30 protein-coding genes are annotated in these 25,212 nt (G+C 38.5%); 8 read left to right on the top strand and 22 right to left on the bottom strand.

The window, feature by feature from the left end; all coding sequences use genetic code 11:
• Nucleotides 1-27: 27 nt before the first annotated feature.
• From JIN86_RS09640 to JIN86_RS09610, 7 genes are all read right to left on the bottom strand, one after another.
• Nucleotides 28-564 carry a DUF1572 family protein gene (locus JIN86_RS09640; protein WP_202341806.1) on the bottom strand — a complete coding sequence of 179 codons (537 nt, stop codon included), beginning with the start codon at nt 562-564 and terminating at the stop codon, nt 28-30.
• Between the two features lie 63 nt (nt 565-627).
• Nucleotides 628-1,509, bottom strand: coding sequence for a hypothetical protein (locus tag JIN86_RS09635; protein ID WP_004229456.1), 882 nt, complete (start codon nt 1,507-1,509; stop codon nt 628-630).
• The gene (locus JIN86_RS09630; protein WP_004229457.1) at nt 1,502-2,017 is read right to left on the bottom strand and encodes a sigma-70 family RNA polymerase sigma factor; all 516 of its coding nucleotides are present in this window, start codon (nt 2,015-2,017) and stop codon (nt 1,502-1,504) included. The genes JIN86_RS09635 and JIN86_RS09630 overlap by 8 nt, the downstream gene beginning before the upstream one ends.
• Nucleotides 2,018-2,131: 114 nt before the next feature.
• The gene (locus JIN86_RS09625; protein ID WP_004229458.1) at nt 2,132-2,740 is read right to left on the bottom strand and encodes an SCO family protein; all 609 of its coding nucleotides are present in this window, start codon (nt 2,738-2,740) and stop codon (nt 2,132-2,134) included.
• A gap of 104 nt (nt 2,741-2,844) precedes the next feature.
• Nucleotides 2,845-2,967 carry a YvrJ family protein gene (locus JIN86_RS09620; protein WP_004229459.1) on the bottom strand — a complete coding sequence of 41 codons (123 nt, stop codon included), beginning with the start codon at nt 2,965-2,967 and terminating at the stop codon, nt 2,845-2,847.
• 65 nt (nt 2,968-3,032) lie between these two features.
• Nucleotides 3,033-3,257, bottom strand: coding sequence for a DUF2922 domain-containing protein (locus JIN86_RS09615; RefSeq protein WP_004229462.1), 225 nt, complete (start codon nt 3,255-3,257; stop codon nt 3,033-3,035).
• Between the two features lie 14 nt (nt 3,258-3,271).
• Entirely contained in the window at nt 3,272-3,487 is a 216-nt protein-coding gene (locus JIN86_RS09610; RefSeq protein ID WP_004229465.1) for a DUF1659 domain-containing protein, read from the bottom strand.
• A 121-nt stretch (nt 3,488-3,608) separates the two neighbouring features.
• Between JIN86_RS09610 and JIN86_RS09605 the strand changes: the two genes are divergently transcribed.
• Nucleotides 3,609-4,037, top strand: a complete 429-nt coding sequence (locus JIN86_RS09605; protein ID WP_004229468.1) for a DUF2621 domain-containing protein — start codon at nt 3,609-3,611, stop codon at nt 4,035-4,037.
• Nucleotides 4,038-4,268: 231 nt separating this feature from the next.
• Here JIN86_RS09605 and JIN86_RS09600 read toward each other — a convergent pair whose 3' ends face one another.
• The 3 genes from JIN86_RS09600 to JIN86_RS09590 are packed head-to-tail and all read right to left on the bottom strand — an operon-like array spanning nt 4,269 to nt 5,920.
• Nucleotides 4,269-4,763, bottom strand: coding sequence for a CcdC family protein (locus JIN86_RS09600; RefSeq protein WP_004229470.1), 495 nt, complete (start codon nt 4,761-4,763; stop codon nt 4,269-4,271).
• A 25-nt stretch (nt 4,764-4,788) separates the two neighbouring features.
• Nucleotides 4,789-5,175: a response regulator gene (locus JIN86_RS09595; RefSeq protein WP_004229473.1), complete on the bottom strand. Its 387-nt coding sequence runs from the start codon at nt 5,173-5,175 to the stop codon at nt 4,789-4,791.
• A 34-nt stretch (nt 5,176-5,209) separates the two neighbouring features.
• Entirely contained in the window at nt 5,210-5,920 is a 711-nt protein-coding gene (locus JIN86_RS09590; RefSeq protein ID WP_004229475.1) for a cytochrome c biogenesis CcdA family protein, read from the bottom strand.
• Nucleotides 5,921-6,431: 511 nt separating this feature from the next.
• Between JIN86_RS09590 and JIN86_RS09585 the strand changes: the two genes are divergently transcribed.
• From JIN86_RS09585 to JIN86_RS09570, 4 genes are all read left to right on the top strand, one after another.
• Nucleotides 6,432-7,163 (top strand): FadR/GntR family transcriptional regulator, encoded by a 732-nt coding sequence (locus tag JIN86_RS09585; protein WP_004229477.1) that lies wholly within the window; start codon nt 6,432-6,434, stop codon nt 7,161-7,163.
• Between the two features lie 139 nt (nt 7,164-7,302).
• Nucleotides 7,303-8,019, top strand: a complete 717-nt coding sequence (locus JIN86_RS09580; protein WP_004229479.1) for a (Fe-S)-binding protein — start codon at nt 7,303-7,305, stop codon at nt 8,017-8,019.
• A 15-nt stretch (nt 8,020-8,034) separates the two neighbouring features.
• Nucleotides 8,035-9,462 carry a LutB/LldF family L-lactate oxidation iron-sulfur protein gene (locus JIN86_RS09575; protein WP_202341805.1) on the top strand — a complete coding sequence of 476 codons (1,428 nt, stop codon included), beginning with the start codon at nt 8,035-8,037 and terminating at the stop codon, nt 9,460-9,462.
• A complete protein-coding gene (locus tag JIN86_RS09570; RefSeq protein ID WP_202341804.1) occupies nt 9,462-10,178 on the top strand; it encodes a LutC/YkgG family protein in 717 nt (238 codons plus the stop codon). The genes JIN86_RS09575 and JIN86_RS09570 overlap by 1 nt, the downstream gene beginning before the upstream one ends.
• A 742-nt stretch (nt 10,179-10,920) precedes the next feature.
• Here the strand turns inward: JIN86_RS09570 and JIN86_RS09565 are convergent.
• On the bottom strand, nt 10,921-12,216 hold the full coding sequence (locus tag JIN86_RS09565) for an MFS transporter (protein WP_202341803.1): 1,296 nt from the start codon (nt 12,214-12,216) through the stop codon (nt 10,921-10,923).
• Nucleotides 12,217-12,337: 121 nt separating this feature from the next.
• On the opposite strand from JIN86_RS09565, the gene JIN86_RS09560 reads away from it, so the two are divergent.
• Nucleotides 12,338-13,591, top strand: coding sequence for a helix-turn-helix domain-containing protein (locus JIN86_RS09560; RefSeq protein WP_202341802.1), 1,254 nt, complete (start codon nt 12,338-12,340; stop codon nt 13,589-13,591).
• 40 nt (nt 13,592-13,631) lie between these two features.
• Here the strand turns inward: JIN86_RS09560 and JIN86_RS09555 are convergent, their stop codons facing one another.
• The 11 genes from JIN86_RS09555 to JIN86_RS09505 form a co-directional block, all read right to left on the bottom strand.
• The gene (locus tag JIN86_RS09555) at nt 13,632-15,536 is read right to left on the bottom strand and encodes an endonuclease MutS2 (protein WP_202341801.1); all 1,905 of its coding nucleotides are present in this window, start codon (nt 15,534-15,536) and stop codon (nt 13,632-13,634) included.
• Between the two features lie 118 nt (nt 15,537-15,654).
• Entirely contained in the window at nt 15,655-15,837 is a 183-nt protein-coding gene (locus JIN86_RS09550) for a hypothetical protein (RefSeq protein ID WP_004229493.1), read from the bottom strand.
• A gap of 328 nt (nt 15,838-16,165) precedes the next feature.
• Complete coding sequence (gene rarD / locus JIN86_RS09545; RefSeq protein ID WP_202341800.1) at nt 16,166-17,074, bottom strand: EamA family transporter RarD; 909 nt, start codon at nt 17,072-17,074, stop codon at nt 16,166-16,168.
• Between the two features lie 134 nt (nt 17,075-17,208).
• Nucleotides 17,209-17,745 (bottom strand): hypothetical protein, encoded by a 537-nt coding sequence (locus tag JIN86_RS09540; protein WP_202341799.1) that lies wholly within the window; start codon nt 17,743-17,745, stop codon nt 17,209-17,211.
• A 245-nt stretch (nt 17,746-17,990) separates the two neighbouring features.
• Nucleotides 17,991-19,160 (bottom strand): toxic anion resistance protein, encoded by a 1,170-nt coding sequence (locus JIN86_RS09535; protein WP_202341798.1) that lies wholly within the window; start codon nt 19,158-19,160, stop codon nt 17,991-17,993.
• Between the two features lie 67 nt (nt 19,161-19,227).
• Nucleotides 19,228-19,485 carry a hypothetical protein gene (locus tag JIN86_RS09530; protein ID WP_004229511.1) on the bottom strand — a complete coding sequence of 86 codons (258 nt, stop codon included), beginning with the start codon at nt 19,483-19,485 and terminating at the stop codon, nt 19,228-19,230.
• A 137-nt stretch (nt 19,486-19,622) separates the two neighbouring features.
• Nucleotides 19,623-20,867 carry an ABC transporter permease gene (locus tag JIN86_RS09525; protein WP_202341797.1) on the bottom strand — a complete coding sequence of 415 codons (1,245 nt, stop codon included), beginning with the start codon at nt 20,865-20,867 and terminating at the stop codon, nt 19,623-19,625.
• Entirely contained in the window at nt 20,851-21,756 is a 906-nt protein-coding gene (locus JIN86_RS09520; RefSeq protein WP_202341796.1) for an ABC transporter ATP-binding protein, read from the bottom strand. The genes JIN86_RS09525 and JIN86_RS09520 overlap by 17 nt, the downstream gene beginning before the upstream one ends.
• 13 nt (nt 21,757-21,769) lie before the next feature.
• Nucleotides 21,770-22,300 (bottom strand): DUF2812 domain-containing protein, encoded by a 531-nt coding sequence (locus tag JIN86_RS09515; RefSeq protein ID WP_202341795.1) that lies wholly within the window; start codon nt 22,298-22,300, stop codon nt 21,770-21,772.
• A 77-nt stretch (nt 22,301-22,377) separates the two neighbouring features.
• A complete protein-coding gene (locus tag JIN86_RS09510; RefSeq protein ID WP_004229527.1) occupies nt 22,378-22,914 on the bottom strand; it encodes a DUF2812 domain-containing protein in 537 nt (178 codons plus the stop codon).
• Between the two features lies 1 nt (nt 22,915).
• Nucleotides 22,916-23,230 carry a PadR family transcriptional regulator gene (locus tag JIN86_RS09505; RefSeq protein WP_009374222.1) on the bottom strand — a complete coding sequence of 105 codons (315 nt, stop codon included), beginning with the start codon at nt 23,228-23,230 and terminating at the stop codon, nt 22,916-22,918.
• 153 nt (nt 23,231-23,383) lie between these two features.
• Between JIN86_RS09505 and JIN86_RS09500 the strand changes: the two genes are divergently transcribed.
• Nucleotides 23,384-23,971 carry a TetR/AcrR family transcriptional regulator gene (locus JIN86_RS09500; RefSeq protein WP_009374223.1) on the top strand — a complete coding sequence of 196 codons (588 nt, stop codon included), beginning with the start codon at nt 23,384-23,386 and terminating at the stop codon, nt 23,969-23,971.
• Between the two features lie 58 nt (nt 23,972-24,029).
• Entirely contained in the window at nt 24,030-25,202 is a 1,173-nt protein-coding gene (locus JIN86_RS09495) for a YhgE/Pip domain-containing protein (RefSeq protein WP_202341793.1), read from the top strand.
• Nucleotides 25,203-25,212 lie beyond the last annotated feature (10 nt).

Genomic DNA, 25,212 nt, shown 5'->3' with positions numbered 1-25,212 from the left:
CTACTACTTGGCTACGATCTTTCTTCTTTAGCGTTGATGTTTATCTAGCATGGCTTCCGTAAAAGCTTGTGACTGTCCTTTAGGAATACTGAGTGTTTGCCAATCAGAGCCCTTTACCTGTTTGGCAATATAAATGATTTGACCGACGTGCTGTGCATAGTGTGCCATTTGTCTTTCAATAGCATCAATGACCGCTAGCTGCTCCCCTCTAATCGTGACATGCCCCTGTAAATCGGATTCTGTCAAACTCGCCAATGCCTCTAAAAACACTTGCCAACCCTTGTCCCAAGCCGAGATAATTGCTTCTTTGGTGTGAAGACTATGCTCAAACTCATCATCCCGATTTCTCGTTGGCTTTTCTCCATCTGTCGTTAAAAAATCTGTCCAGCGGGAAATCATATTACCACTTACATGCTTTACAATCACTGCAATACTATTGGATTCTTCATTGTATGCCCAGTGCAATTGTGCCTCTTCCATTTGGGCAAGCGTTTTATCCCCTAGCTCTTTCACACTTTGAAATCTTTTCTGAACAACCTGTAAATAGGTTTGTGCAATTGTCATAGTCGAACCTCCATCCCCTCTTTTCTATCATTCTATTATAGCTCAATTGAAATGTCTCATGACTTATTCGCCAAGAATAAAATCTCTTGCAAGGATCGCCATTTTTTCTTGCACCTCCTGTGGGTCTCCCTCAAGTTGATACCCGATGTGATAGACATAGCCGTTATAGTAAGAATAAAACTCATTGGCTCTAGTAGTCATTTGAAAGATTCGCTTATCCGTCTCATCATAATTATAATAAGTATATACATAACCTCGTTCTGGTGACATCTCCCGATAAAACAGGGGATTCATAAAATTTAAGCCTATATTCGAAACTTTCATCCCTAAAGTTTCTTCTATATTTTTCGACTTCACATAGCTCGCTAAGGGATTATACTTTACATTTGTCACGGTAAAATTAATAAATTGTAAATCCACCCCAGTGGAGGATTTTTCTTTATAGCTAAATTGAAATTGCGTTTGTTTGCTACCATCCTCCATTTTTGCTGAAAGTGCATAGACCTCCTGTATATTTGGTTGAAATGGTAAATTTTCAGGATCAGTGAGATGAACGACATCCTCCAGTGATGTTGCTACTGATTGCATTGCCTCTAAACCTTGAAGTGGTGCATAATATTGGATATGTTTTGCCTGACTTAAATAATTAGCAAGTGGAAAAAAATTACTGAATGCTGTGTCTTTGCCCTCCACTTCTGTTTGAAATAAATCTGTGAATGTAGGTGTTACCCCTTCATCCTGTGTCGCCAGCTCATCCATCGGTTTGGCGGCTTGCCAGGCAATAAATAGTAAAATAGAGCAGGTAATCATCATCGTAACGACACGATATGCCCACCTTGGCTTGGGCATAATAGGCTCTTGCTGAATTTGTTGTCGAACCTTATGAATAATGGCTTCCTTATGTGCTGAAACATCTTGTAGTACCTGCATTGTATGTTTATCCATGGAAAAGCACCTCCCACTCAATATGTTGTAACTCTACTTTTAATAGCTCCTTTCCTTTCTTTAAACGCGATTTCACAGTACCTTCAGGAATCGCAAGTAGCTCCGCAATCTCTTTAATCGTCATCTCCTCCAAGTAAAAATAGACAATCGCTTCTCGTGGCTTGAGTGGTAAGCTTAAAATGGCATCATCTAACAGCGTTTGTTCATCTTGACGAATCAGTGTGTCCGGCAATGTTGATTTTTGTTTGGTAAAAAATTTATGCTGAAATGTTATTTTTCTGTATGCCCAGCTTTTTAAATAATCCTTGCATTTATTGATTGTCATGCGAGCTAAATATGCCTTCATCTCTCCTCGTTCCTCATAGTGTTTTTGATGATAGAACTTAATAAACACATCCTGTACAATATCCTCGGCTATTTGTAAATCCTTTGTATAGTAATAAGCAATTCGAAACAATTGCTCCGTATGTATAGCCATTAACTGCTCGAATTTTTCATGATCAGACACGCCATCACCCTCCTTCTACACTATAAACGACTCCCAACCAGAAAAAGATTATTTTTCCAGATAGAAAAACATATAAAAAACCGCCTCAACCATTTGAGACGGTTTATTGTTACTTTATAAATTTTCATCAATATATGTTTCGATATCAGAAGCTATCGTATCTATCGGTACATCTTCAATGTTTTCAGCATAGCCATTATACATTTTGACGAGGACACCATCTTTATCGACTAAGAAAAATTGATTACCATGAATGACTTGGTCACTGTTAGGGTCGTTTTTCACTAAAATCTTTGTATTTTTCACCGCAAATTGTTCGATATATTTCTGTGAATACCCTGTAAGAAGGTTCCATTTAGATTTATCTGGAACATTGTATTTACTAAGATAATTCGCTAACACATCTGGCTGATCAACATCAGGATCTACTGAAAAGGCAACAATGTTATAGTCCTCTACGCCTTTTTTCTGAAGCTTTTCTTGGACTTGTGCCATGTTTAATGACATGGGCGGGCAGATGGACACACAGTTTGTGAAAATATACATGCCAATCCAAGGCTTACCTTTTAAGCTTTCAAGCGAAACCGTTTCACCACGTTGATTAACATGTTCGAAATCGGGTATTTCTAGACTATAATCTGCTTTAAATTTTGAATTTCCGCATGCGCCTAAAACAGATGCACAGGCTAACAGCAGCACTAGCCCTATTAATTTACGTTTCATGTCAACACTCTCCCTAACCTACACTATCCCCATCCTAACGTAGGTTGTAAGCGTTGACAAGAACTTCTAAGTGACAGCTTTCGTACATCTTTGTGAAATCCATTTCATTTTAATGAAACAAGTGCAGCATGTATCGCATCGAGCTTTACTTCGACGCGGTGCAATAAATAAAATGACACTAGAATCGGAAAACCGATATCGGATATCATGTTCAACCACTGTTCCACCCTTCTCCTCCTCTCTTCCGTTAAAAATGGTCTTTGCACTTCTCGTAGCAAAGACCATTGTTGAATTATTCTGTTACTACTTCAAATTCTGTTACTTGACGATCTACAATACGAGCTCCCTTGATGGCTGACAGTGCACCACCTTGCCCAGTAAAAACATTTTTAGCCATAATCGTTGCCATTGCCTGCTGAATGTCAGTCACCGTGATATTCGGCTTCGGTGCATCAATCGAAAGAGTTGTCGTTTTCCCATCAGTTGTTGCAAAGTGTAATTCTAGAACTTGTGTCATTTTGTGATCCCTCCTTAAGATAAATCATGTGTTTCCTGTTTCGCAATGCCAGCCAGTGACTGTGATGAAAGACTAGCAATCGCATAAGCAACAGCTAACAAATCGTCCGCGCTATGTGTGTTGTTAATATTTCGATACGATTTCGTGGTGAACGTTGGTTCATTGTTCTCATCATAGCCATCCACATACTTGAGACGCAGTGTAGCATTTACAAAGTTAACATTAGCCATGTAGCATCACCTCCCTTCTGCACACTATATAAAGGCGAATTGCTAAAAAAGGGACATTAAGGATGAATTTTTTTTCAGAAGCTTTTATAATAGAGTGAGAGAAGGCAAAGAGGTGAACGATTTGTTACAAGGTTGGTTTTTATGGTTTATTTTATTTTGGGTTGTCGTCCTCATTTCATTGATGGCTATTGGCGGATTCTTCATGTTCCGCAAATTTTTAAAGGCACTCCCAAAGCAGGATGGAAAATCAGATTTAGATTGGCAAGAATATTATTTAGATAAAACCGTTCACTTGTGGGGACAAGCTGAAAAAGAATTACTCTATGAACTCGTAAGCCCCGTCCCTGAGCTTTTTAGACAAGTGGCGAAGGAAAAAATTGCAGGAAAAATTGGCGAGCTCGCATTAGAAGAAAAAGCAGCAGCCATTAACAATGACCTCATTATTCGCGGCTATATCCAAGCAACACCAAAACGCGATCACAAATTTTTACGCAAAAAATTAGAGCAAATGCAAATTGACATCTCCCCCTACGAACATCTATTCGAATGAGTAAACGCTGCACAAATCTTTGTGCAGCGTTTTTACTTAGCTATGGGATATTGTCTTAACCTGTGTTTTTAAGAAGCTATCCTGCACTTAGCTAATTTTATCCTCTTCATTTGGACCTCTATCCATGCTTTGCTGCTCTATCCATGCTTTGCTGCTCTATCCTCTACTTTTATGAGGCTATCCAGTTCCTCCCACGCTTAAAAGCATAAAAAAACTACACTAGCTTCAGTACTAGTGTAGTTTTGGAATTGTTTTTTTGACGCGTTTAAACTGGATGAGCATTGCAATACGCCAAGGTACTAACATGGCAAAGGCTAATATCCAGAACATACCTGCTAATTCACCGACATCAATGGAGCTACTTAAAATCATTTTCGCCACCACTCGGAATATTAACAATCCGATTAATATAAAAGCGAATGCTTTTGAACGTTTTAAATAAATATCTCGACCCTTTACTTCGAATTTAGAAGTAGCAATTAATATTGTCGAGAACACCATTCCTACAGCTGCCGCCTCTAAGATTTGCATTGGTGGTACACGGAATTGCTCAAATAAAAACATCAGTGCACCTGAGGACATCGCTATTGGTGGAATAATAATTTTCTTCTCATTTGTCGGCATTTTGGAAGCTCTCATTCGTATGACCATCACAAAGCTTCCCATAAGAATGGCCATAATGGTCGACCCTATAACATAATAGTGAGAAGGGATACTGCTTAACATAAAAAAATCCTCCTCTAATGTCTAATTAACAATTTTGTCCAAGTAATTGATCAGCAACAGCCTTTAATCGTTCTGGCTCGAAAGGCTTTGTAATAAAATCCTTTGCCCCACTCTCAATCGCTTCTACGATTAATTTTTGCTGACCTAATGCTGTTACCATAATGATTTTTGCATCTGGAAATTCTGGGATGATTTTTTTTACGGCTGCAATACCTGTCATAACGGGCATCGTTACATCCATTGTGACTAAATCTGGTTGTAACTCTCGATACATCGCCACAGCTTCCTTACCATTTACTGCCTTACCTACTACCTCATAACCCCATTCTGTAAACATATTACTGATTGCAACACGCATAAATAGCGTATCATCTACTACTAAAACTGTAGGCACATGTTCATCTCCCTCCACGTTAAAGTTCGGTATGCCTCTTTAGTTTAACAAATTAAAACCCTGTAAATCCACCGAAAATAGGCTGTAAAACACGTGTAATATACGTTAAGCCATCAAAGAATAATAAAATCCCAACGGCAATCATGATGTACCCGCCGACTTTTACAATTTTCTGGCTGTGTGTACGAATCCAAGTCATTCGTGAAATGAAGAAAGATAGCACGAAGAATGGAATGGCAAATCCTAAATAATACGCAAACATATAGCTAAAGCCCGCACCTGGGTTAGTACTTGCTAACATGATAATCGATGCAAGGATTGGTCCTGTACATGGTGTCCAGCCTGCCGCAAAGGCAATACCAATTAAGACAGACCCAAAATAGCCAGATGGTCTATTTTTAAATTGGAACTTTCGATCCTTCATTAAGAAGTCTATCTGCAATAATCCCACAATCATTAAACCGAATACGACGATTAAAATAGCCCCAACCTGTCGTAATAATGTTTGATAATTCAGGAAGAATTCTGCTGCATATGAAGCACTTAGTCCAATAATAATAAAGATAATGGAAAAGCCTAGTAAAAAGAATAGTGTGTGGAAAATGGCACGTTTTTGTAGCATGCCTTTTTCTGATTTTAGCTCATCTAATGTCATACCCGTTATGTACGATAAAAATGCTGGATATAGTGGAAGAGTACATGGTGAAATAAAACTTAAGAACCCTGCACCAAAAGCTAAAAATACGTTAATATCAGATCCCATATTTTTTATTCGCTCCTTACAGTTACTGCATCCATCGTACCAAAAAACAAAATAAAAAGCGCCCTTCTAGTTTGTGAACGTTTCATGGCAAAATGATGAGATTTTTGAGAAGTCCCATCAAGCTACTTCTGCATTATGCGCTCCTGTTGATTTTCTGTCAACAAAATCCGCCAATCTTCCCCCTTTTTCAAAAAGAGTATAGCTAATTTTTCTACCTTTTTCTTGACAGTGTCGATTACTTGTCATTAATGTTGAAAGAAGCTTCTGTTTTTCATAGACACTATCACGCCCATGTTATAGTAAGAAACTATTTATTTTAAACTCATCTTTTAAATCATCTGGATATACAGTCATCAGATGACCTTATTATATGTTTATATGTTTCATTATTATTTCTTTAAATTTCGACAGTCCTCTACTCTACACAACGTGTTCATGGTAAACCATGAGTAAATGACTTATTTTCATGTATAATGGTGATAGCAAATGAGCGAAAAAAGAGGTGTAGCCCTTGGAATTAAGAAAGATTAGACCAAAAAAGATCTATGAAGAAGTATCCGAAATCTTGCATGAAAAAATTCGAGCTGGTGTCCTAAAGCCTGGTGATCGGCTTGACTCAGTTGAGCAGCTTGCCGAGCAATTACAAGTGAGTCGTTCCGCTGTACGGGAGGCATTATCTGCATTAAAAGCAATGGGATTGATTGAAATCAAACAAGGCTCTGGAACGTTTGTCAAAAGTGTGCCAGCCCATCAGCTTGACTTTCCTTTATCCACCGCTATGTTAACGAATAGACAGGATATTGCTCATTTACTAGAAGTGCGCAAAATTATTGAGGTGGGAGCAGCAGGACGTGCAGCCCTCCAACGTACAGATCAGGATATTCAGGCAATGGTACAAATTTTAGAGGATATGAAGCAGGCACATGGTGATGGCGAGCTTGGTGAAAAAGCAGATTATCAATTTCATGCAGCTATTTCCAATGCCTCTCAAAATCCACTACTCACTACAATTTTAGATCAAATTTCTGGTTTAATGATCGAAACGATGAAAGAGACACGGCGAATTTGGTTGTACTCACAACAAACAACGAGCGAACAATTATATGATGAACATATGCAGATTTTCCTCGCGATTAAACAGCAAAATGAAGAGCTAGCCAAACATGCAATGGCATCTCATCTAAGCAATGTTGAAAAAGTGCTATTACAATATTTCGAAACAACAGAATCCAATTCACACTAAAAACTACCTAGTACACGCTAGGTAGTTTTTCTTTTCTGAAAATTCATTAAAAAACGTTTTCACTCTTTCAAATTTGTTGTATGATTAATTTATTGATAAGTCATCTGATGACCAGTTGTTTATAAAAGGAGCGATGAATATGAAAGTCACACTATTCGCCACTTGCTTAGTGGATATGTTTCAAGGGGATGTGGGAAAAGCAGTTGTTGAAGTATTAGAAAGACTTGGCTGTGACATCGACTTTCCAGAGGATCAAATTTGCTGTGGACAGCCTGCTTACAATAGCGGCTATGTCGAAGAATCGAAAAATGCGATGAAAAAAATGATCACAGCCTTTGAGCATGCTGAATATGTAGTCTCTCCCTCTGGTTCCTGCGCTTATATGTTGAAGGAATATCCAGAAGTTTTTAAAGGAGACCCCATATGGGAGCCAAAAGCGCAAGCATTAGCAGCTAAAACCTATGAATTCACAGAGTTTATTGTCAACGTATTAAAGATAGAAGATGTTGGAGCGCATCTAAAAGGTAAAGCTACTTATCATACGTCATGCCATATGACAAGATTACTTGGTGTAACAGAGGCACCCTTCCAATTATTAAAGAACGTCAAGGGCTTGCATTATGTGGATCTCCCTGGTAAGGATCGATGCTGCGGATTTGGTGGTACATTTTCAGTTAAAATGGGCAATATTTCTGGAGAAATGGTCAATGAAAAAGTACTGAATGTGGAAGAAACAGGCGCTGACATTTTGATAGGAGCTGACGCAGGCTGCTTATTGAATATCGGTGGCCGCATTCAACGTCAGGGTAAGCCAATTAAAGTGATGCATATTGCAGAAGTGTTAAATTGCCGATAAAAGGGGGAAATAAACATGGCCATGAAAACAAGTGATGATCGGTTTCAACAACGTGTCACGAAAGAGCTAGATAATCCGTTTATGCGTCGTGCGGTTTCGAGTGCCCAAGAACGTTTTCAAACACGTCGCCTTCAACAAGCAGAGGAATTAGGACATTGGGAAGAATGGCGTTCTCATGGAGAGGAAATTCGCAAGCATGTTTTAGCAAATCTTGATTATTACCTTTATCAATTAAGTGAAAATGTTGCCAAACGAGGTGGGCATGTGTTCTTTGCGCAAACTGCACAGGAAGCAACCGACTATATTCAAAGCATTGCTAAAAAGAAAAATGCAGCAAAAATTGTGAAATCCAAATCAATGGTGACAGAAGAAATTAACTTAAATACGGCTTTAGAAGCGCTTGGTTGTGAAGTGATTGAGACAGACCTAGGTGAATATATTTTGCAGGTGGCAGATCACGAGCCCCCTTCGCATATTGTGGCGCCAGCCTTGCATAAAAATAAGGAGCAAATTCGAGATGTTTTTAAGGAAAAACAAGGCTACAGTCAAACAGAAAAGCCAGAGGAACTTGCCCTTTATGTACGTGAAAAATTAAGACAGGAATATTTAACAGCCGATATTGGTATTACAGGCTGTAATTTTGCTATTGCTGAAAGTGGATCGATTACACTCGTTACGAATGAGGGCAATGCTGATTTAGTAACAGCGCTACCAAAAACACAAATCACAGTTATGGGAATGGAAAGAATAGTTCCTACATTTGAAGAAATGGAGGTCCTTGTTAGTTTATTAACAAGAAGTGCTGTCGGTCAAAAGCTAACGAGCTATATTACAACGTTAACAGGCGTAAAAGACGAAGAGGATACGGATGGACCCGAGGAATTTCATTTAGTTATTGTCGATAATGGACGCTCGGCTATTTTAGGTAGTGAATTTCAGCCTATTTTACAATGCATTCGCTGTGCTGCCTGTGTCAATGCTTGCCCTGTCTATCGTCATGTTGGTGGGCATACGTATGGCTCTATCTACTCTGGACCTGTAGGTGTTGTACTCTCTCCACTTTTAGGAGGTTACGATGATTTTAAAGAACTGCCCTATGCTTCTACATTGTGCGGTGCTTGTACAGATGCATGCCCTGTTAAAATTCCATTACACCAGCTCATCCATCGCCATCGTCAGGTCATTGTTGAAAATGAGGGCAAGGCACCTATCTCTGAAAAGCTTTTAATGAAGGCATTTGGTCTAGGGGCTTCCTCCCCTACCCTTTATAAAATGGCGACAAAAATGGCTGCACCTGCCATGTCTCCATTTATCAAAAACAAGACTATTTCTAAAGGGCCAGGCCCATTAAAAGCATGGACTGAGGCAAGGGATTTCCCTGCACCAAGTAAAGACAGCTTTAGAGACTGGATGAAGCATCGTACAAAAGGAGGCGGGCAATAATGACTGGTATGATTCAGCGTCGAGAAACCTTTTTAGCAAATATTGCGAAGCAGCTCGGACGCTCGCCTAAGACAGAACTACCACGACCAACTTGGCAGTATCAGCCACAAGATCGTGTGCTCAAAGATGCGACAAAGGATGAATTGGTGGAAATATTAATCAAGCAGTGTGCCAACATCCATACCAATATTGTCATTTCTAATACTGCCACACTTCCAGAGGATTTACAGGACGTTGTTGACAAGTATGGAGGTCAGTCTGTTATTACATGGAAGGATAAACGGTTCCAGGACTACGGATTATCCGCACTTATGAACGAACAATGGCCACAAGCCAATATTCAGCTTTATGAATGGGATTCACAGCACCCTGAGGAAAATATTCGTCAAGCTGAAAAAGCAAATATCGGGATAACCATTAGTGAAATGACGTTAGCAGAATCAGGAACTGCCGTGCTCTTTAGTAGCAAAGAAAGAGGGAGATGTATTAGCTTTTTACCCGAAAAGTCGATCATTATCATACCTAAAAGTACAATTGTGCCTCGTATGACACAGGCAGCTCGTTGGATTAGTGAAAAAATCCGTCAGGGTGAAAAAATTGCTTCCTGTATCAACTTTGTTACAGGACCAAGTAACTCAGCCGATATCGAAATGATTCTTATCGTTGGAGTTCATGGCCCTATTCAAGCAACCTATATTGTCATTGAGGATCAGTAAAAGAACAGGCATGCATTTCACTGCATGCCTGTTCATGTTGTTGAAAAAGATGATGTCAACAGCAGAAAAAGCAACTTTGCAAGGTGAGGGGTTGATTTCCGTTCCGCCAGCGTCCTTTCCAGGGGGCGTCCGATGAGCCGCTTCACTCACTTCCGTTCGCTCCAGGGTCTCCTCTGTGACGCTCTCCCCTAGGAGTGACGCTGGCTCCACTCCAATCAACCATTCTGCAAAAGGGGCTTTTCCTTATCTTTCATACTAGCTAGCCGTAGTAATCAAATTAGCCTATTATTTGTATGATTAGAGAAAGGATAGACTCTTAATTTCATTGCGAAGAAGTAATGAGTGTCAAAAGCCCTCCATAATGGGTAGTGAAGACCTTCACTTTATTTGAAAACCTTTGCTAAAAAGTTAGTGGGTTGAAGTGGAAGGCTACTTGACTCCCGTGGGATAGCGAGACAGGCGAAACTCTAAACGGAGCGGTAGCGGAGGAAGCGATTCGGCGCTCGCCCACAGGAAAGCAAGTAGCCTGCAACGGAAATCCATTTCTACCTTTCAATTGACTGTTTTGTTTTTCAACACTAAGAACGAGGCTGGGACAAAAAGAAAAAATGTTAGACCAAGATATTATTAGTCTAACATTTTTTTGATTTAGGAAGGCATATTTAACTTCTTAAAGTGAAAAAGCTAATATCCATTTTTATTGTTTTTCAATATAATCGAGTTCTGTCCCAGCCTCGTTATTTTAAGTTGTTGTGTTCGCGCCCCCTTCTGGTAGAGCTGCTTTTTCGTAATACTCTGGATGTGCCTCTTTTAAAATAGATGAGCGTAGCATCACAAGTGAAATGATAATAATAATGACACTCGTTACTGGTAAAATAATAGTTGCTGGTAATGTATCATATAACATGCCATAGACTACCATACCAATCGGCATCATAGACATCGCCATCGTTTCCATTAGCCCAAAAACACGCCCACGATACTCTTCCGCAATGATTTTTTGCATATACACCCCGATGGGCATATTTATTCCCATTTCGAAAGTTGCGAAAATAAAGTAAATGATGAGATAGAAGATCACGATGGCTATATAAGAAAAATTAGTGACTAATGGGATGACTGCTAAGCCGACACTTCCCGCCAATAGTAATAAGCTGATTTTCGAAAAGCGTAAAGGTACCTTCACTTCAGGTCTTGTTGCGAAATAAAGGGATGCTAAGAGCATGCCTAATGCACCAGATGCTTCAATAAAGCCAAAATGTTTGGATTCTACTTTTAGCAATTCAATAATGATGTACGTTCCTCCAACAGCGATGGCAGAAAAGAATAGGTTGATCCACAATGCTACCCACATAATGGTCTTTATGACGTTACGTTGCTTGATATAATGAAAACCACTTTTCAGCCCTTCCCACATCTTTTCTTTTTTCGTATCTTCCCCTCTTGTACTATAAAGGTTAAAATCCATTGTTGCCTCTAAACAAAAGGCAATCGCATAGGCCACCATATTCACCATTAAAAATACATCCATACTAAAAAATCCATACATCATACCACCAATGACTGGTCCTCCAATTGCAGCTACGGACATTGACATTTGGTTAAATGACATCGCACGTTGTAATCGCTCTGGATTGACAAGTGTGGCAATAGCAGATGAAAACGTTACACCAGAAAAGGCCGAGCAAATAGTATTAAAAACAGTAGCTATGTATATAGCATAAACAGATATTCCTACTGTTTCTGTATAAAGCAGTAATCCCCCTACTGTCAAAATGGTTCCTGCCTGTGCTAGTAATATCGTGCGTTTTTTTGAAAAATTATCTGCGACATAGCCTGCTAAGGGTGCTACAAGTGCGCGTGGTAATACTGAACAAATCATATTGGTAGCGAAGCTCATTGCCGAACCAGTCATCGCTAAAATATACAAGCTAATACCGAATGCCATGACATTTGCACCCAACATGGCAATCATTTTACTTGCCGTGAATGTCCATAAGTGATAGGTTGCCTTTTTCAATTTTTCCGCTTCATGCATCTAAACCCCTCCATTATTTAACTAAATTAAAAAGTTTAATTATGTTAAACAAAATATACCACAGCTCCCTCTTTTCACGCAAGCAAAAGTTTAATATAATTAAACAAAAGGAGGCGAGGCAGTGGACTCTTTAGGCACACGAATTCGCAAATTAAGGAAAGATCAAAAATTAACATTAGAGGCACTTGCCGGTGATCGTCTAACTAAAGGAATGTTAAGCCAAATAGAAAATGATAAGGCCAAGCCTTCCATGGAAAGCCTTGACTATATTGCTGAACGTTTAGGTGTAAAAGCTAGTGCATTACTGGAAGAAGTAACCCCATCCTCCATTCGCCAGCTATTAGAGCAGGTGGAAAGTTTATTTGCAGAAGTAAAACGTGGTGATGCTGATCATCATCAAGAAATTGTCGATTTAATTAAGCCGTCTGTGGAGAGCCTGCCTCAAAGTTATGAAGCTGGCCGTTTATTGTATATTTACGCAGATGCCCAGTATGAAGCTGGATTAACAACATGGGAAGTCCCACTTCAGCAAGCCCGCACTATTTTTAAGGAAATTAATTTACTCAGCCATTGGTTCAAAACCTTTATCCTAGAGATAGCTATTTTAGCAGCAAAACGTCAATATACAGTGGCGTACGATCGTATCTTACAGGCAAAGGAAATTATTGAACAAGAGAATTATCAGCTCGATTCTCGTGATGCCTTATTAATGACTTATTATACAAGTATTTTCCAACTTGCAATTGGTGAGCATGAGGAAGGGAAAAAACTAATTCAAGAGACGATTGCCAATGCTCATAAAAACCAACTGTTCTATCAGATTGATAATATGTACAGAATTGGTGCCTATTGTGCCATGATTGATCGTGATTTCGAACAAACCAATCATATGTTTATGAAACTGGAGCAATATCAGGCATTTGCTGAACGTGTTGAGGTTGATGCTTTTATCTTTGTATTGAAGGCACATTATTATAATAATTACAGCAATAATTATGACCAGGCTCTGATTGAAATAGAACGTTTTTATCAGCTTAGACACGATGATTATTTAGACAAGCTAGATCCAAACTTTTACTATGCTGAAAAAGGAAAATCCTTATATTTACTTGGACAATATGAGGAGGCGAAGGCTGCATTCGAACAGTATAAACACAGACCGCTCTATATTAATCATCCATATGATATTTTAAGCTTGAATGAATGCTTTTCCTATAAAGCCCTTTGCTATGCCCATTTTGGTGAGCTAACAACAGCCTATGAAATTGCAAAAATGGCCTATATAGATTCACTGGATTTAGTGGATTTGCCCTATAAACGAAAAATTGAGGAAGTCTACCGAACGATTAAGGCACAGATTGATTCCATAACTTAATTAGGAAAGGGATTGCACGAGGCTGTGCAATCCCTTGTTTTTATTGCTGACGATCACTCTTTATTTGTTTATGGATCTTACGTAACGCTTTTTTCGACCCACGTTCGATATCGTGCTGAAGCTTCCGATCCTGATAGTCTACAAATAATGTCTCTAAATCATATCCTTCAGGGTATAACTCTGATGCAGGTAATTCAAGGGCAAGCCGCTTTACATTCACCTCTAGTATTTGCCCCTGATAGAATACGCTGACATTATTGTACGGATTCATTTCTTCATACACCAATCCCACATCATCATAGTCCAATAATTTCACACGATCCCCTTTGGCAAATGTATACGCTGCTGCCAAGCTTTTTTTCTCTTCTTTAGGCTTTCGAATTTTACTGTCCTGAATGAGCGTCAGCTGATATTCTTTATTATTTATATAATCCTTTGCTCTTTGTAAAACAGTTTCGCGGACATTCATTTTTTTAGAAATCCATAAGGCATTGCTTTCTCCAGAGGTGCCGATGAGTAATTGGTACAAAGGCTCTAATGTTTCAGCATGGAAGCGCATTGCCGCATTCATAAAATCAGGATGCATTTCAGAAAATCGTTTAATTTCACCATAATGTGTAGTTGCCACAGTTATACAGCCCATTTGATAAAATTCTTCTAATATCGCAATGGCTAGTGCAGCTCCTTCATTTGGTTCTGTTCCACTGCCAATTTCATCAAACAGTAAGAGTGTATGATTATTAGCAGCTCTCATAATATCTGAAAGATTTTTCATATGAGAAGAAAACGTACTAAGTGCATTCTCTATACTTTGATTATCGCCAATATCAACAAATATATGATCAAATACAGCCATTTCCGTTCCTTCGTCCGCTACAATATGGAAGCCCGACATCGTAGCTAATGTTAAAAGGCCAATGGTTTTCAACACAACTGTTTTCCCACCAGCGTTTGGACCTGTAATAATTAAGCTACGGTAGTCTTTTGCAATGGAAAATTGAAGGGGTACCGCATTTCCTGGTAGTAATGGATGCTTACCATTGATCAGTTGAATATAACCGTAATCATTTATACGCGGCTCCCTACCACCAATTTGTCTACTGAACTTTGCTTTGGCAAAAACCATATCGTATTGACTAATCAACTCCATGTTAATGGTGATGGCATGAAGATGTTCCATCAGTAGCCCTGATAAAGACGCTAAAATCTGATATTCCTCTACGGCTTCCTCAGCCTTTAAGGTAGCTAATTCTACATTTAATTTAGCGATAACACTTGGCTCCATAAAAACGGTTGCCCCTTTTGAGGAGATTTCAACGACCGTTCCCTGTACATGATTTTTATAGGTCGCCTTAATCGGAATCGTATAGCGATCATCCTTTTGACTAATAAAAAATTCCTGAATATACGGTTTATTGGCACTGTTATTTAAAAATTTCGTTAAACGTTCTTTAATTTTATCCTCAGTCGTTTCCATATGATGTCGGATGCGTTTTAATTCACGACTAGCAGCGGAATCTACACGATTGGCTTTGATCGCAAAATTAATCTCCTCCTCCACGCTTTTAAATTCAGCCATAGAATGAGCGTAAGAGGAAAGAACAGGCGCAAAAAATGTCTTATCTAACATAAATTTTTTGATGTTGCGGCAGCCCCGTAAAAAATCGGAGATACTCACTAGCTCACTGGGATCGAGAAGCATCCCCTTTTCAAGCTTCGTCATGATATGCTCAATATTTGATACCCCTAAAAACGGAACATGCCCCTCTGCATCCAATATTGCACGAGCTTCTGTTGTTTCATTCAACCGATTTTTTACCACTACTAAGTTTGAGCTTGGCATTAATTTATCTAAAAGCTGTTTTCCTAACCCGCTGACACAGTAGGATTTAACGATGTCCTTTAATTCATGATATTGTAATTTTTCAAGTGTAGTATTATTCATTTCTTTTTGCTCCTCATTGTAATGTTTTATCATACATGAAGATACCTACCCAATAATAGATAGCAATGATGGTTTAAACAACATAAAAAAGCTGCGAGGAATCCCCACAGCTCTATCTTTAAAAGGCGCGTTTTCCTGGCATCACAAATAAAACTTCAGCTAATTGAAGTTTCATCTTACATGCCACGCTTAATAAAGTATTGTAGGTATCTACATAGGTTGTTGAAATAGGTCCATGACAAAATAAGGGGTGTTCATAACATGTATCCCCTGCTGTCGTCATCGCCACTATTTCATTCAATTTTTACCTAGTTAGAACCTACCGCACTCACAAAAAGCACCTCTCATTAATTATCATTGTTATCTAATTATTGACATTTTACTATATGCTAACAGGAAAGTAAAGGTACCCACCTTCAAAAGGTTTTCTCCTATTTTTGTCGAATCTATCAAAAAGACTCTATTGTTAGCCTCACTCTACTCAGTCTACTACTCTTTAAGATACGATTAAATAAAATAGCAGGCAATCCAGCAGCCCAATCCGATAAGGAATAAAAAAGTTTTGGGCATTACAAAGCGAAGTGGTAAAAGTTACATAAAAAAGACCTGTAGAAAAATCTACAAGTCTTTTACGAAACTGATTTATGATGGGCTTTTCTTGTTTCTATAATTTTCGAACCAGAAAATAAAAGTAAAGCTGCCCAAATAATGCTGAATGCAAGGAGCTCAATTTGACTAAATGGCTCTTTGTATAGCACAATGCCTAAAATCAAGACAATAGTTGGCGATACATATTGGATAAATCCTAGTAAATATAAAGGAATATTTTGTGCCCCCTTCGCAAATAAAATAAGCGGGACGGCTGTTACTAAACCACTAAAGATCATCAAAATATCTGTTTTAACATCGACATGTAAAAACGAGGCTTGATGTGTAGCGAAAAGATAGACATAATAGCCTAATGCAAAGGGTAAAATCAATAACGTTTCAATGGCTAGCCCTCTTGTAGCATCCAGTGTAATTTTCTTTTTTAGCACACCATAAATAGCGAAAGATAGCGCAATCAATAAAGCAACCCAAGGTACAGAGCCGTAATTGATCGTTAAAATAATCACCGCAATAAAAGCAATTCCTGTTGCTACCCATTGTGAACGACTCAGCGATTCTTTAAAGAAAATCACCCCAAAAATGACAGACAAAAGCGGATTAATGTAATAGCCTAAGCTCGTTTCAATGAGATGATTATGCGTCACTGCCCAAATATATAAATACCAGTTCATTGAAATGACAAAGGACGCGCCTGCAAGCTGCCAGAAATGCTTTTGATGTGACCATAAATATTTTAAATCTGCTACGAGATCCTGACGCATTCGAAATACAATCACTGCCAGCACCGTAAAGACAAAGGACCAAATGACACGGGATAATAAAATCTCCATACTTGGTACATGCTCAAGTAATTTCCAATATAGGGGGAATGCTCCCCAAAAGGCATAGGCAAAAAAGGCAGCCAAAACTCCTTTTTTCTCATTTGACATGATATAAACGCTCCTACTCTTACTGAAATCGGTTAATGATTTCCTATAATCTTAAACTAGTTAAAGAATAGACTCATTATAGGACTTTGAGTAGCTGCTGTAAATGCCAAATTTCTAGTTCCTTTTAAAAGCTGTTAACCTTTCTGTTCCGACTCTAGCTCAGAAATATACTTGCGTACAGTACTATAGCTAATCTCTGGATTGATTTGGCGCTTGATGCGAATATGGATTTCTTTAATTCCAACCCCTTGCTCACGCATATCTCGAATCATCGACTTCAAGGGCCCCGTCAATGACTCTCTTGACATCGCTGTATATTTACTTAGTTCAATGAGAAGATCTGTATTTTGTTGACGGAGCACCTTCATCTCCTCCACCACACAATTATATTCAGTGACCTTTTTCTGCAAGACCATGTTTTGCTGCTTTAACTTTTGTAGATCCTCTGTTAGCTGTGCATTTTGTTTTTTTAGCATTTTTCGTTCTCGTTCTAAACCATTTTGCTTGTTATCTAAATCCTTATACATAGCATTATATAACTCTTCCATATGCAAAAGCTCTAGATAGCGACTTTGCTGTACAATCATTAAGCTATCTGTCGTGTATAGAGCAAGCGTTCCATCTTTAAACGGCTCATACGACAATGTAGAGGGATTTATTTTATTTGCCATTTATTTTTCTCTCCTCCACGAAAAAATACATGATATCGAATTGCTTTGTTTCGCATCTTTCCGCTTCCTTTTTCATTTGATAATCATTCTCATTTAACTTTATCATAATCACTATTTTGCTTTTTGTCAAAGAACATTTCCATCTTAGCGAATATTATGGCAAACCCTTGGAAGGAGCCTCTCTACCTGACTACACATTCCATATAAAAAGCCTCTTGCAACAATAGCTGCAAGAAGCTTGGGCCTTACATTTTTTTCAGTTTTTCATATTCCAATTGCAAACGTTCAATACGTTTACGACCTTCTTCACGGTTTCTTGCTGTTTCTGCTTGAATTTGCTTCGTTTCTTGAATACCAGCCATAATTGTTTGCCACGTTGTTTCAATCGTTTCGATTTTAATGCTTGGGCTACCAGCTTGACGTGCGATATTCACACTGTTCTTACTAATATTTTCAGCATTACGGACAAGCATTTCGTTCGTACGGCGGTCTAGTTCCACCATAGAATCAGAAATCAGCTTTTGACGCTTCAATGTGACTGCGTGAATCAGCCCCTGCTTAAAGATCGGAATCGTTGTGACAAAGGCAGAATTAATCTTGGCAATCAAATGATTGTTCCCTTGCTGCATTAAGCGAATTTGTGGTGCTGATTGGAAGGATACTTGTTGTGCCATTTCCAAATCATAGCGACGTTGCTCTAATAATTCCACAGCGCGAAGCATTGTTTCATATTCCATGGCTGCCAGTTGATCACCTGTTTGAGCCTTTTGTTCAAGTGCTGGTAAAGACGCACGAACCTCTTCTGTTTTCACTTCAATCGCAGCAACAAATTTACTTAATGATTGGAAGTAATTTAAGTTCTGTTCATACAGATTCTCAAGGTCAATGGTATTACGCTTCATTTCCCCTTCGTATTTTTGGATTTCACGGTAAATGACATCCACTTCTTTATTCATGCTGTCATACTTAGATAAGAACCTTTCCAATTGCTCTTTTCCTTTGTTAAAGAGCTTGGAGATGAAACCGCCCTTTTTCTCTTCCGCAAAATCCTGTGGATCGAATTTATCCATAATTTTATTCAGGTTATTTAATAGCACACTCGATTCTTCCAGCTTACTAGCTTTCATCGTTGCGAGCATTTTATCGGAAAAGGTAGAAATGCCACTTGCTGTTTCTTTACCAAGCTCTAGCATGGCAATTTGATCTTTGACATCAATTTTTTGTGCAAGTGTATGAACCTCTGGATCTTGCTTTAACATTAGCTGATTTTGAGCGATTTGTGATAGCTCCTGCTCAGATACAAGTACCGGCTTTTGCTCAGGCGCCTGCTGTAAAAGTGGATTTGGCTGTAATAAAGGATTTTCTGAAGCGAATGGGTCCTTGGATTTTAAAAGATCATTGTTGAATTCAGACATACGTTTTACCCCCTGCAATTTATCTCTACTAATTACTTACGATTACCATGTAAAAAAGTTTCATTTTCTATAGGATGAAAAAATATGAGTCTGCTATACGATAGCCATTCTGGTGAAGCTTATATTGCACGCTATATTGGTTAGGGTGAGTATTATCAACAAAAATGTCCATCTCAGTACAATGGTGGAGAATTTCTTCTATTTCATTATTCATGGGACAAAGCTGCTGAAGTTTTTGAAAGAACTGCGCTTTTTCCTCAGGTGTTGCTAAACGTTGATTTGGTGGGTGGGCAAGGAGCGCTTCCACCTCTGATTTAGCTAACATGGTCTCACCCCTTTGTTAAATTATAGCTTCTTTCTATGCAAAATTCGACTAATTCCGTAAATTCCTTTACATTGTTTGCTAACTATGGCTACTTGTGATCAAAAAAGCAGCTACATCATGATGTAGCTGCCCTAGTGTTATGTTGTTACCTTTAATACCGTTTTAATTTTTTGAATGACGCCGCCAGAGCTATATGTCAATACACTACGTTTATAGAACGATAAACTAAATAGGTATACGACAACAATCGTTACGACTAAAATTCCTAAAGAAAGTAATGGTACAATGCCACCGATATCTGTAGCGCCAATACGCATTGGCATGATCATACCAGAAGTTAGTGGGATATAAGAGAATATTTTAATGATAATTGTATCTGGATTCCCCATGCCTGTCAGCATAACATAGAAGCCAATAATCGTAATAATCATTGCCGGCATTAATACTTGACCCGCCTCTTCTACTTTCGATACTAAAGAGCCAAATAATGCACCGATGATAAGATAAAGGATAACTGTTAACAGTAGGAATACGATTGCATAGATGACATAGCCAATGGACAATTCCTTGACAATGCTAGCAGCTGCATCCCAAACCATCCCACCTTTGATAAACTTCGCATAGATAAGGAACACGACTGCAATAATGCCCATCTGTGTTAAAGCAAGCAATAAAACTCCAGCTATTTTCGCTTTAAAATGTGTCCCAGGTTTGACACTTACTAAAAGCATTTCCATTGCGCGTGAGCCTTTTTCAGAGGCTATTTCAGTCGTAATCATCGATAGGAATGTAGAAATGAAGAAATAGATTAAAATCCCTACCGCATAGGAAACTACTAGCCCTGATTGCTTTTCTTCCTCACTTTTTCCCCCTGCTGATGCCTCATTTAAGTTTTTCGTGGAAATTGTTGTTTGAGCTGCCATAATTTGCGCGGCTTGCTCAGATGAAAGTGATAATTGTTGTACGGCATAGTGCTGTCCTGCATATTGTAATAAGGATGATAATGTAGATTGATCGTTTAATTTCAGTGGTGTGAACGTAGCAATTTCCGCATGTAATTGACCATTTTGATCGTTAATCGTCACAATCGCATCCAGCTTGCCGTCCTTTACTCTTTTTTCAAGGGTCGATACATCTTGCTCATCCTGAATAAAGTTCATATCTCCATTCGAGACAAAAATACCACTTAGATCAGCAGAGGTTTCATTAATAATCGCGATTTGCTGTGCTGCATCATCACCTGTGAATAGTTCCTTAATTTCAGACCAGAAGACAGCTACTGACATGACAAGGACATATAAACAAGTCATTAAGATAAAGGATTTTGATTTAATTTTAGCTTTATATAATTGCTTCATTAATAAACTAAACTTCGACAACATGGCCACCTACCTTATCTTTAAAGATTTCATCTAATGATAAATAATCTAAACTGAATTTTTCAATATACTTCCCATTGGATAGCTGCTCAAAGATACCTTGAGCAAAGCTTTCGTCTACTAATGTAAGCACTGTTTGCTCCTTCTCTACACGTACATCCTTGACACCCTCAAGTGCCAATAATTGTGTTGTTGACCAATCCGTACGAACAGCAAGCTTTGTTTTACCATATTGTTTCTTTAAATCTAGTAAGCTTCCAGAAAATAAAGAAACACCTCGTTTTAATAAACACAAATGATCACAAAGCTCCTCGACATTATCCATTTGGTGACTGGAGAACAAAATCGTCGTACCTTGCTCTTTCAATAGTAAAATAGCATCCTTTAGTAAATCTTTGTTGACGGGATCTAGCCCACTGAACGGCTCATCTAAAATTAAAAACGCAGGTTTATGGATAAAACTTGCAATTAGCTGTACCTTTTGTTGATTACCTTTTGACAATGTTTCTGCCTTATCTTTGCGTTTTTCTTCCAATTCAAACCGTTGAATCCAAAAATCTATTTCATTTTTCAGCTCTGCTCGCTTCATGCCTCGTAGCTCACCAAAAAAGTAAAGCTGCTCCTCTACCTTCATTGTTGGGAAGATACCACGCTCTTCTGGTAAATAACCAAGGACATCTCGGTTAATGGCATTAACTGGCTTGCCATCCCAAGTAATTGTCCCCGCCGTCGTCTCCTGTAAATCTAAAATCATTCGGAATGTCGTCGTTTTCCCTGCACCATTTTGACCAATTAGACCGAAAATTTCACCCTTTTCAATGGTAAAATTCAAATCATCCACAGCTGTAAAATCCTTATACTTCTTTGTAACATGCTGTAACTGTAACGTCATGTTATCATCCTCCCTATCCTTCAAATATATGTAAGTCTTGTTTCAAGCCCTTTTTACGATTTCCATTTTTTACTATAGGCACTACCATAAGGAGGGCTACTAAAAAACTAATGCACCCTGTCCTAATACTCAAAAGTCCTGCAGCAGGCTCCAATAACCCTAGCACGACATTATAAATTCCAATCATTACATTGAACAATAATACTAGTATAAAAAAGCGATTCATTGACTTTAGATAACTGATTTTAGATGTAGCATCTGAGAATAATTCAAAGTTCCCCTCCGATTTTGGTTTTCGATAATAGGCCCACCCACCAAACTTAGACACACACTCGATATTCATTTCGTCTAAAAATTCAAAATAATCCTTTGACTTTCTATTGACAAATTCATTTCGATAAATATATTGACCTGGTGTCCCTTTTTCAAAAACAAAGTAGCCTACCACTGTCTTTTTAAGATTCCACCCCCGATCTGCCATGTCATTGACCCATCGTTCTTCCTTTTCGTAATCAATAAAAAAACGATACATTCTTTTTTTCATTTTGCATCACCCCTACTATAAAATCATGCTTCCTTTTTCATTATTTTCTGATTTCCCGGAAAATAATAGACGCATCGTTAATCCGAAAATACATTTAATTCTCTCTTTAATCGATTACGTATACGCATAAGCTGATAGAATGGGAGGGCAAATAATACAACAACCACAAGATTCAGCGTATTTAACGCAAAACCAACCCAGTCTGTTGTTTGCTCCGAAAAATCGCCAATTAAACCGATCAGTCCAATGAACAAATTAAGTAGAATAAGAGAAAGCAGGATCCTCATCTTTTTTGACAGGTTACCAATTTTCGTTTTTTTATCTGTATACAGCTCAAATGGACCTTCCTGTGCTGCTTTTCTAAAAAATACAAAATTTCCAGAGCGGTCTACTTGTTCAATGTCAGAGGATTTGAGAAATTCGAGAAATTCCTCTTCATAGTGCGTACCGAATCGCTCTAATTCATCATGGCGATAAATATCGCTATTTGGTTCTCCACGCTCAAACGTAAAGCGAATCCATGTAAATTTTTTTAAGTGCCAGCCCTGACTAGCCATGTCATTGACCCACTTCTCTATTGCATAGGGATTAATCATCAATCGATATTTATGCATATTATTCAACTCCTCTCGTTATACGGATACCATTGTCAAAAAGTTCCCTTAATCTTAAAATTTCATATTCTACCACTGTTTTTCCAGTTTCAGTAATAATATATTCTTTCTTTCTGCCATCTCCATCAAGTGCCTCTATCCATCCTCGTTCCAACAATGTTTTAATCGCACCATATATGGTTCCGGCCCCTAAGCGCACTCTTCCATTGCTCATTTCTTCCACCAATTGCATAATGCCATAGCCATGCCTCGCCTCATATAATGCTAATAAAATATAATAAACGCCCTCTGTTAATGGCGGATGCTCCTGTGTCATACAAATCCTCCTTTATATCGCCCATCAATATATCGTCAGTCGATATACTCAAAATATATCAGCAGTCGATATAATTGTCAACGCTCATTCATAGTGTTGCAGATCCTCGTACACTATGCTAGGATGTAAGTAATTACTTGCATGAAAGGAAGTATGTTTTTGACAACGAAAGGAACTGCACAACGAATTATCGAAGCTGCTCTACAATTGATTAGTGAAAAAGGCTATACAGCTGCAACTACCAAAACCATTGCAGAATTAGCAGGTGTCAATGAGGTCACTCTTTTCCGTCACTTTGGCAACAAACGTGGGTTATTAAAAGCCATTATTGAGCAATTTTCTTATTATCCGCTTCTACAGCAGGAGATCAATCAAAATGTAACGTGGGAATTAGAAAAGGATTTATTAAATTTCTCATTGAAGCATTTTCATTTTTTAATGTCGATAAAAGATTTTGTCATGATCGGCTTTAAGGAATCTATTCAATTTCCTGAAATTAGTGAGGAAATCGCCAATATCCCTCTCCTCATCAAAAAGGAGCTCATTCACTATTTTCAAGAGATGCATCGTCAGGGGAAAATAAGAGAAGTTGATTTTGAAGCAGCAGCATTATCGCTTATCGCTTTGAATTTTGGTCATTTTATGTCACGCGCTCAACTTGGAACAATCGTGTCTGACTTACCAACGGAAGAACTTTTACAAACTAGTGTTGCTATTTTTTCTAGGGGACTCGTTTCCTAGAAAAAATTTTTCCAATCAATGCAAGTAAGTACTTACTTAATCTTAGGAGGAATAAAAAATGACAGGTTTACAAGCATTTTTACGAGTTCGCGAAACCTATATTGGCATTGTTGCAACCATTGCCTTTCAATTAATCTTCTTTACAATCTGGATGACTGCCTATGATGGTGTCAATGAAAGAGCAGAACAGTTAAGCATTGGCATTGTTGTGGAAGATTCTGTAATGGGGCAACAGGTAGCACAAAACATCAAAGGCTCCATCCCCTTTGCAATGGAGGACTATTCTTCGATGAAGAAAGCTGAGAGCGCATTAAACGAACGAAAAATTAATATGATTATGCAGATTCCAGCTGATTTTACAAATCAAATCCAAGCAGGGAAAGAGGCTGAAATTATTTATGCGATTAATCAAGCCAATGCAAGTGTAGCGAAAAATATGATGGAGGGTGTTGCAAAGCAATTAACAGAAGAAATCAATCAAGCCCTTTATCCAATGCAGCAAAATCAAGCGGTTGCAGTCTTTGCTCAACAATTTGCTCAGCTTCCATTCGAGCAAGACACTGCCCAACAAATTACCACTTCTGTCAAAACGACTGTAATGAATGTCAAAGACCATCCCGTCGATGGTACAATTGTAAAAACCAATGATGTAAAGGGATTTGCTGCAAACTTCGTCCCATTTATGGTCATCATTTCCTCCTTTGTGGGAGCGATGGTCATGATTATGCAACACCAAGAAGCAGCACAGCTCGTGCAAGCAAGCCTATCAAAATGGCAATTGTTTCTCGCACGACAGCTACTCAATGTGGGCGTAGCCTTTACATTGCCATTCATAACAATTGGCTTGATGCACCTTTTTAATATCGATAGTCAAGAAAGCCTGTTGTCGATTTATCTCTTCCAAGCTGTAATGTATCTTGCTTTCCTTAGCTTGGCCCAAGTATTTGTGATTGCCTTTGGAAATATGGGGATGATATTTAATATTTGTGCTCTTTCACTCCAATTAGTAACATCAGGTGTACTTGTTCCAAAAACCATGCTATCTGAAGGATACAAGCAGGTCGCTGCTATGCTACCTGCCACGTATGGAGCAGATGGCTACTACACAATCATCTTTGGTGGTAGTTCTGATAATCTCCTGCAAAACAGTAGCTCCTTAGGCATCATCATCTTCGTGACACTAGCCGTTGCTACGTTGATCGTCACATTTAAGCCTGCTCCAGTCCGATGATTTAATAGAA

The organism is Lysinibacillus sp. HST-98 (genome assembly GCF_016757845.1).
GTDB classification, from domain to species: domain Bacteria; phylum Bacillota; class Bacilli; order Bacillales_A; family Planococcaceae; genus Lysinibacillus; species Lysinibacillus capsici.
This window is presented reverse-complemented; position numbering and strand designations above follow the sequence as displayed.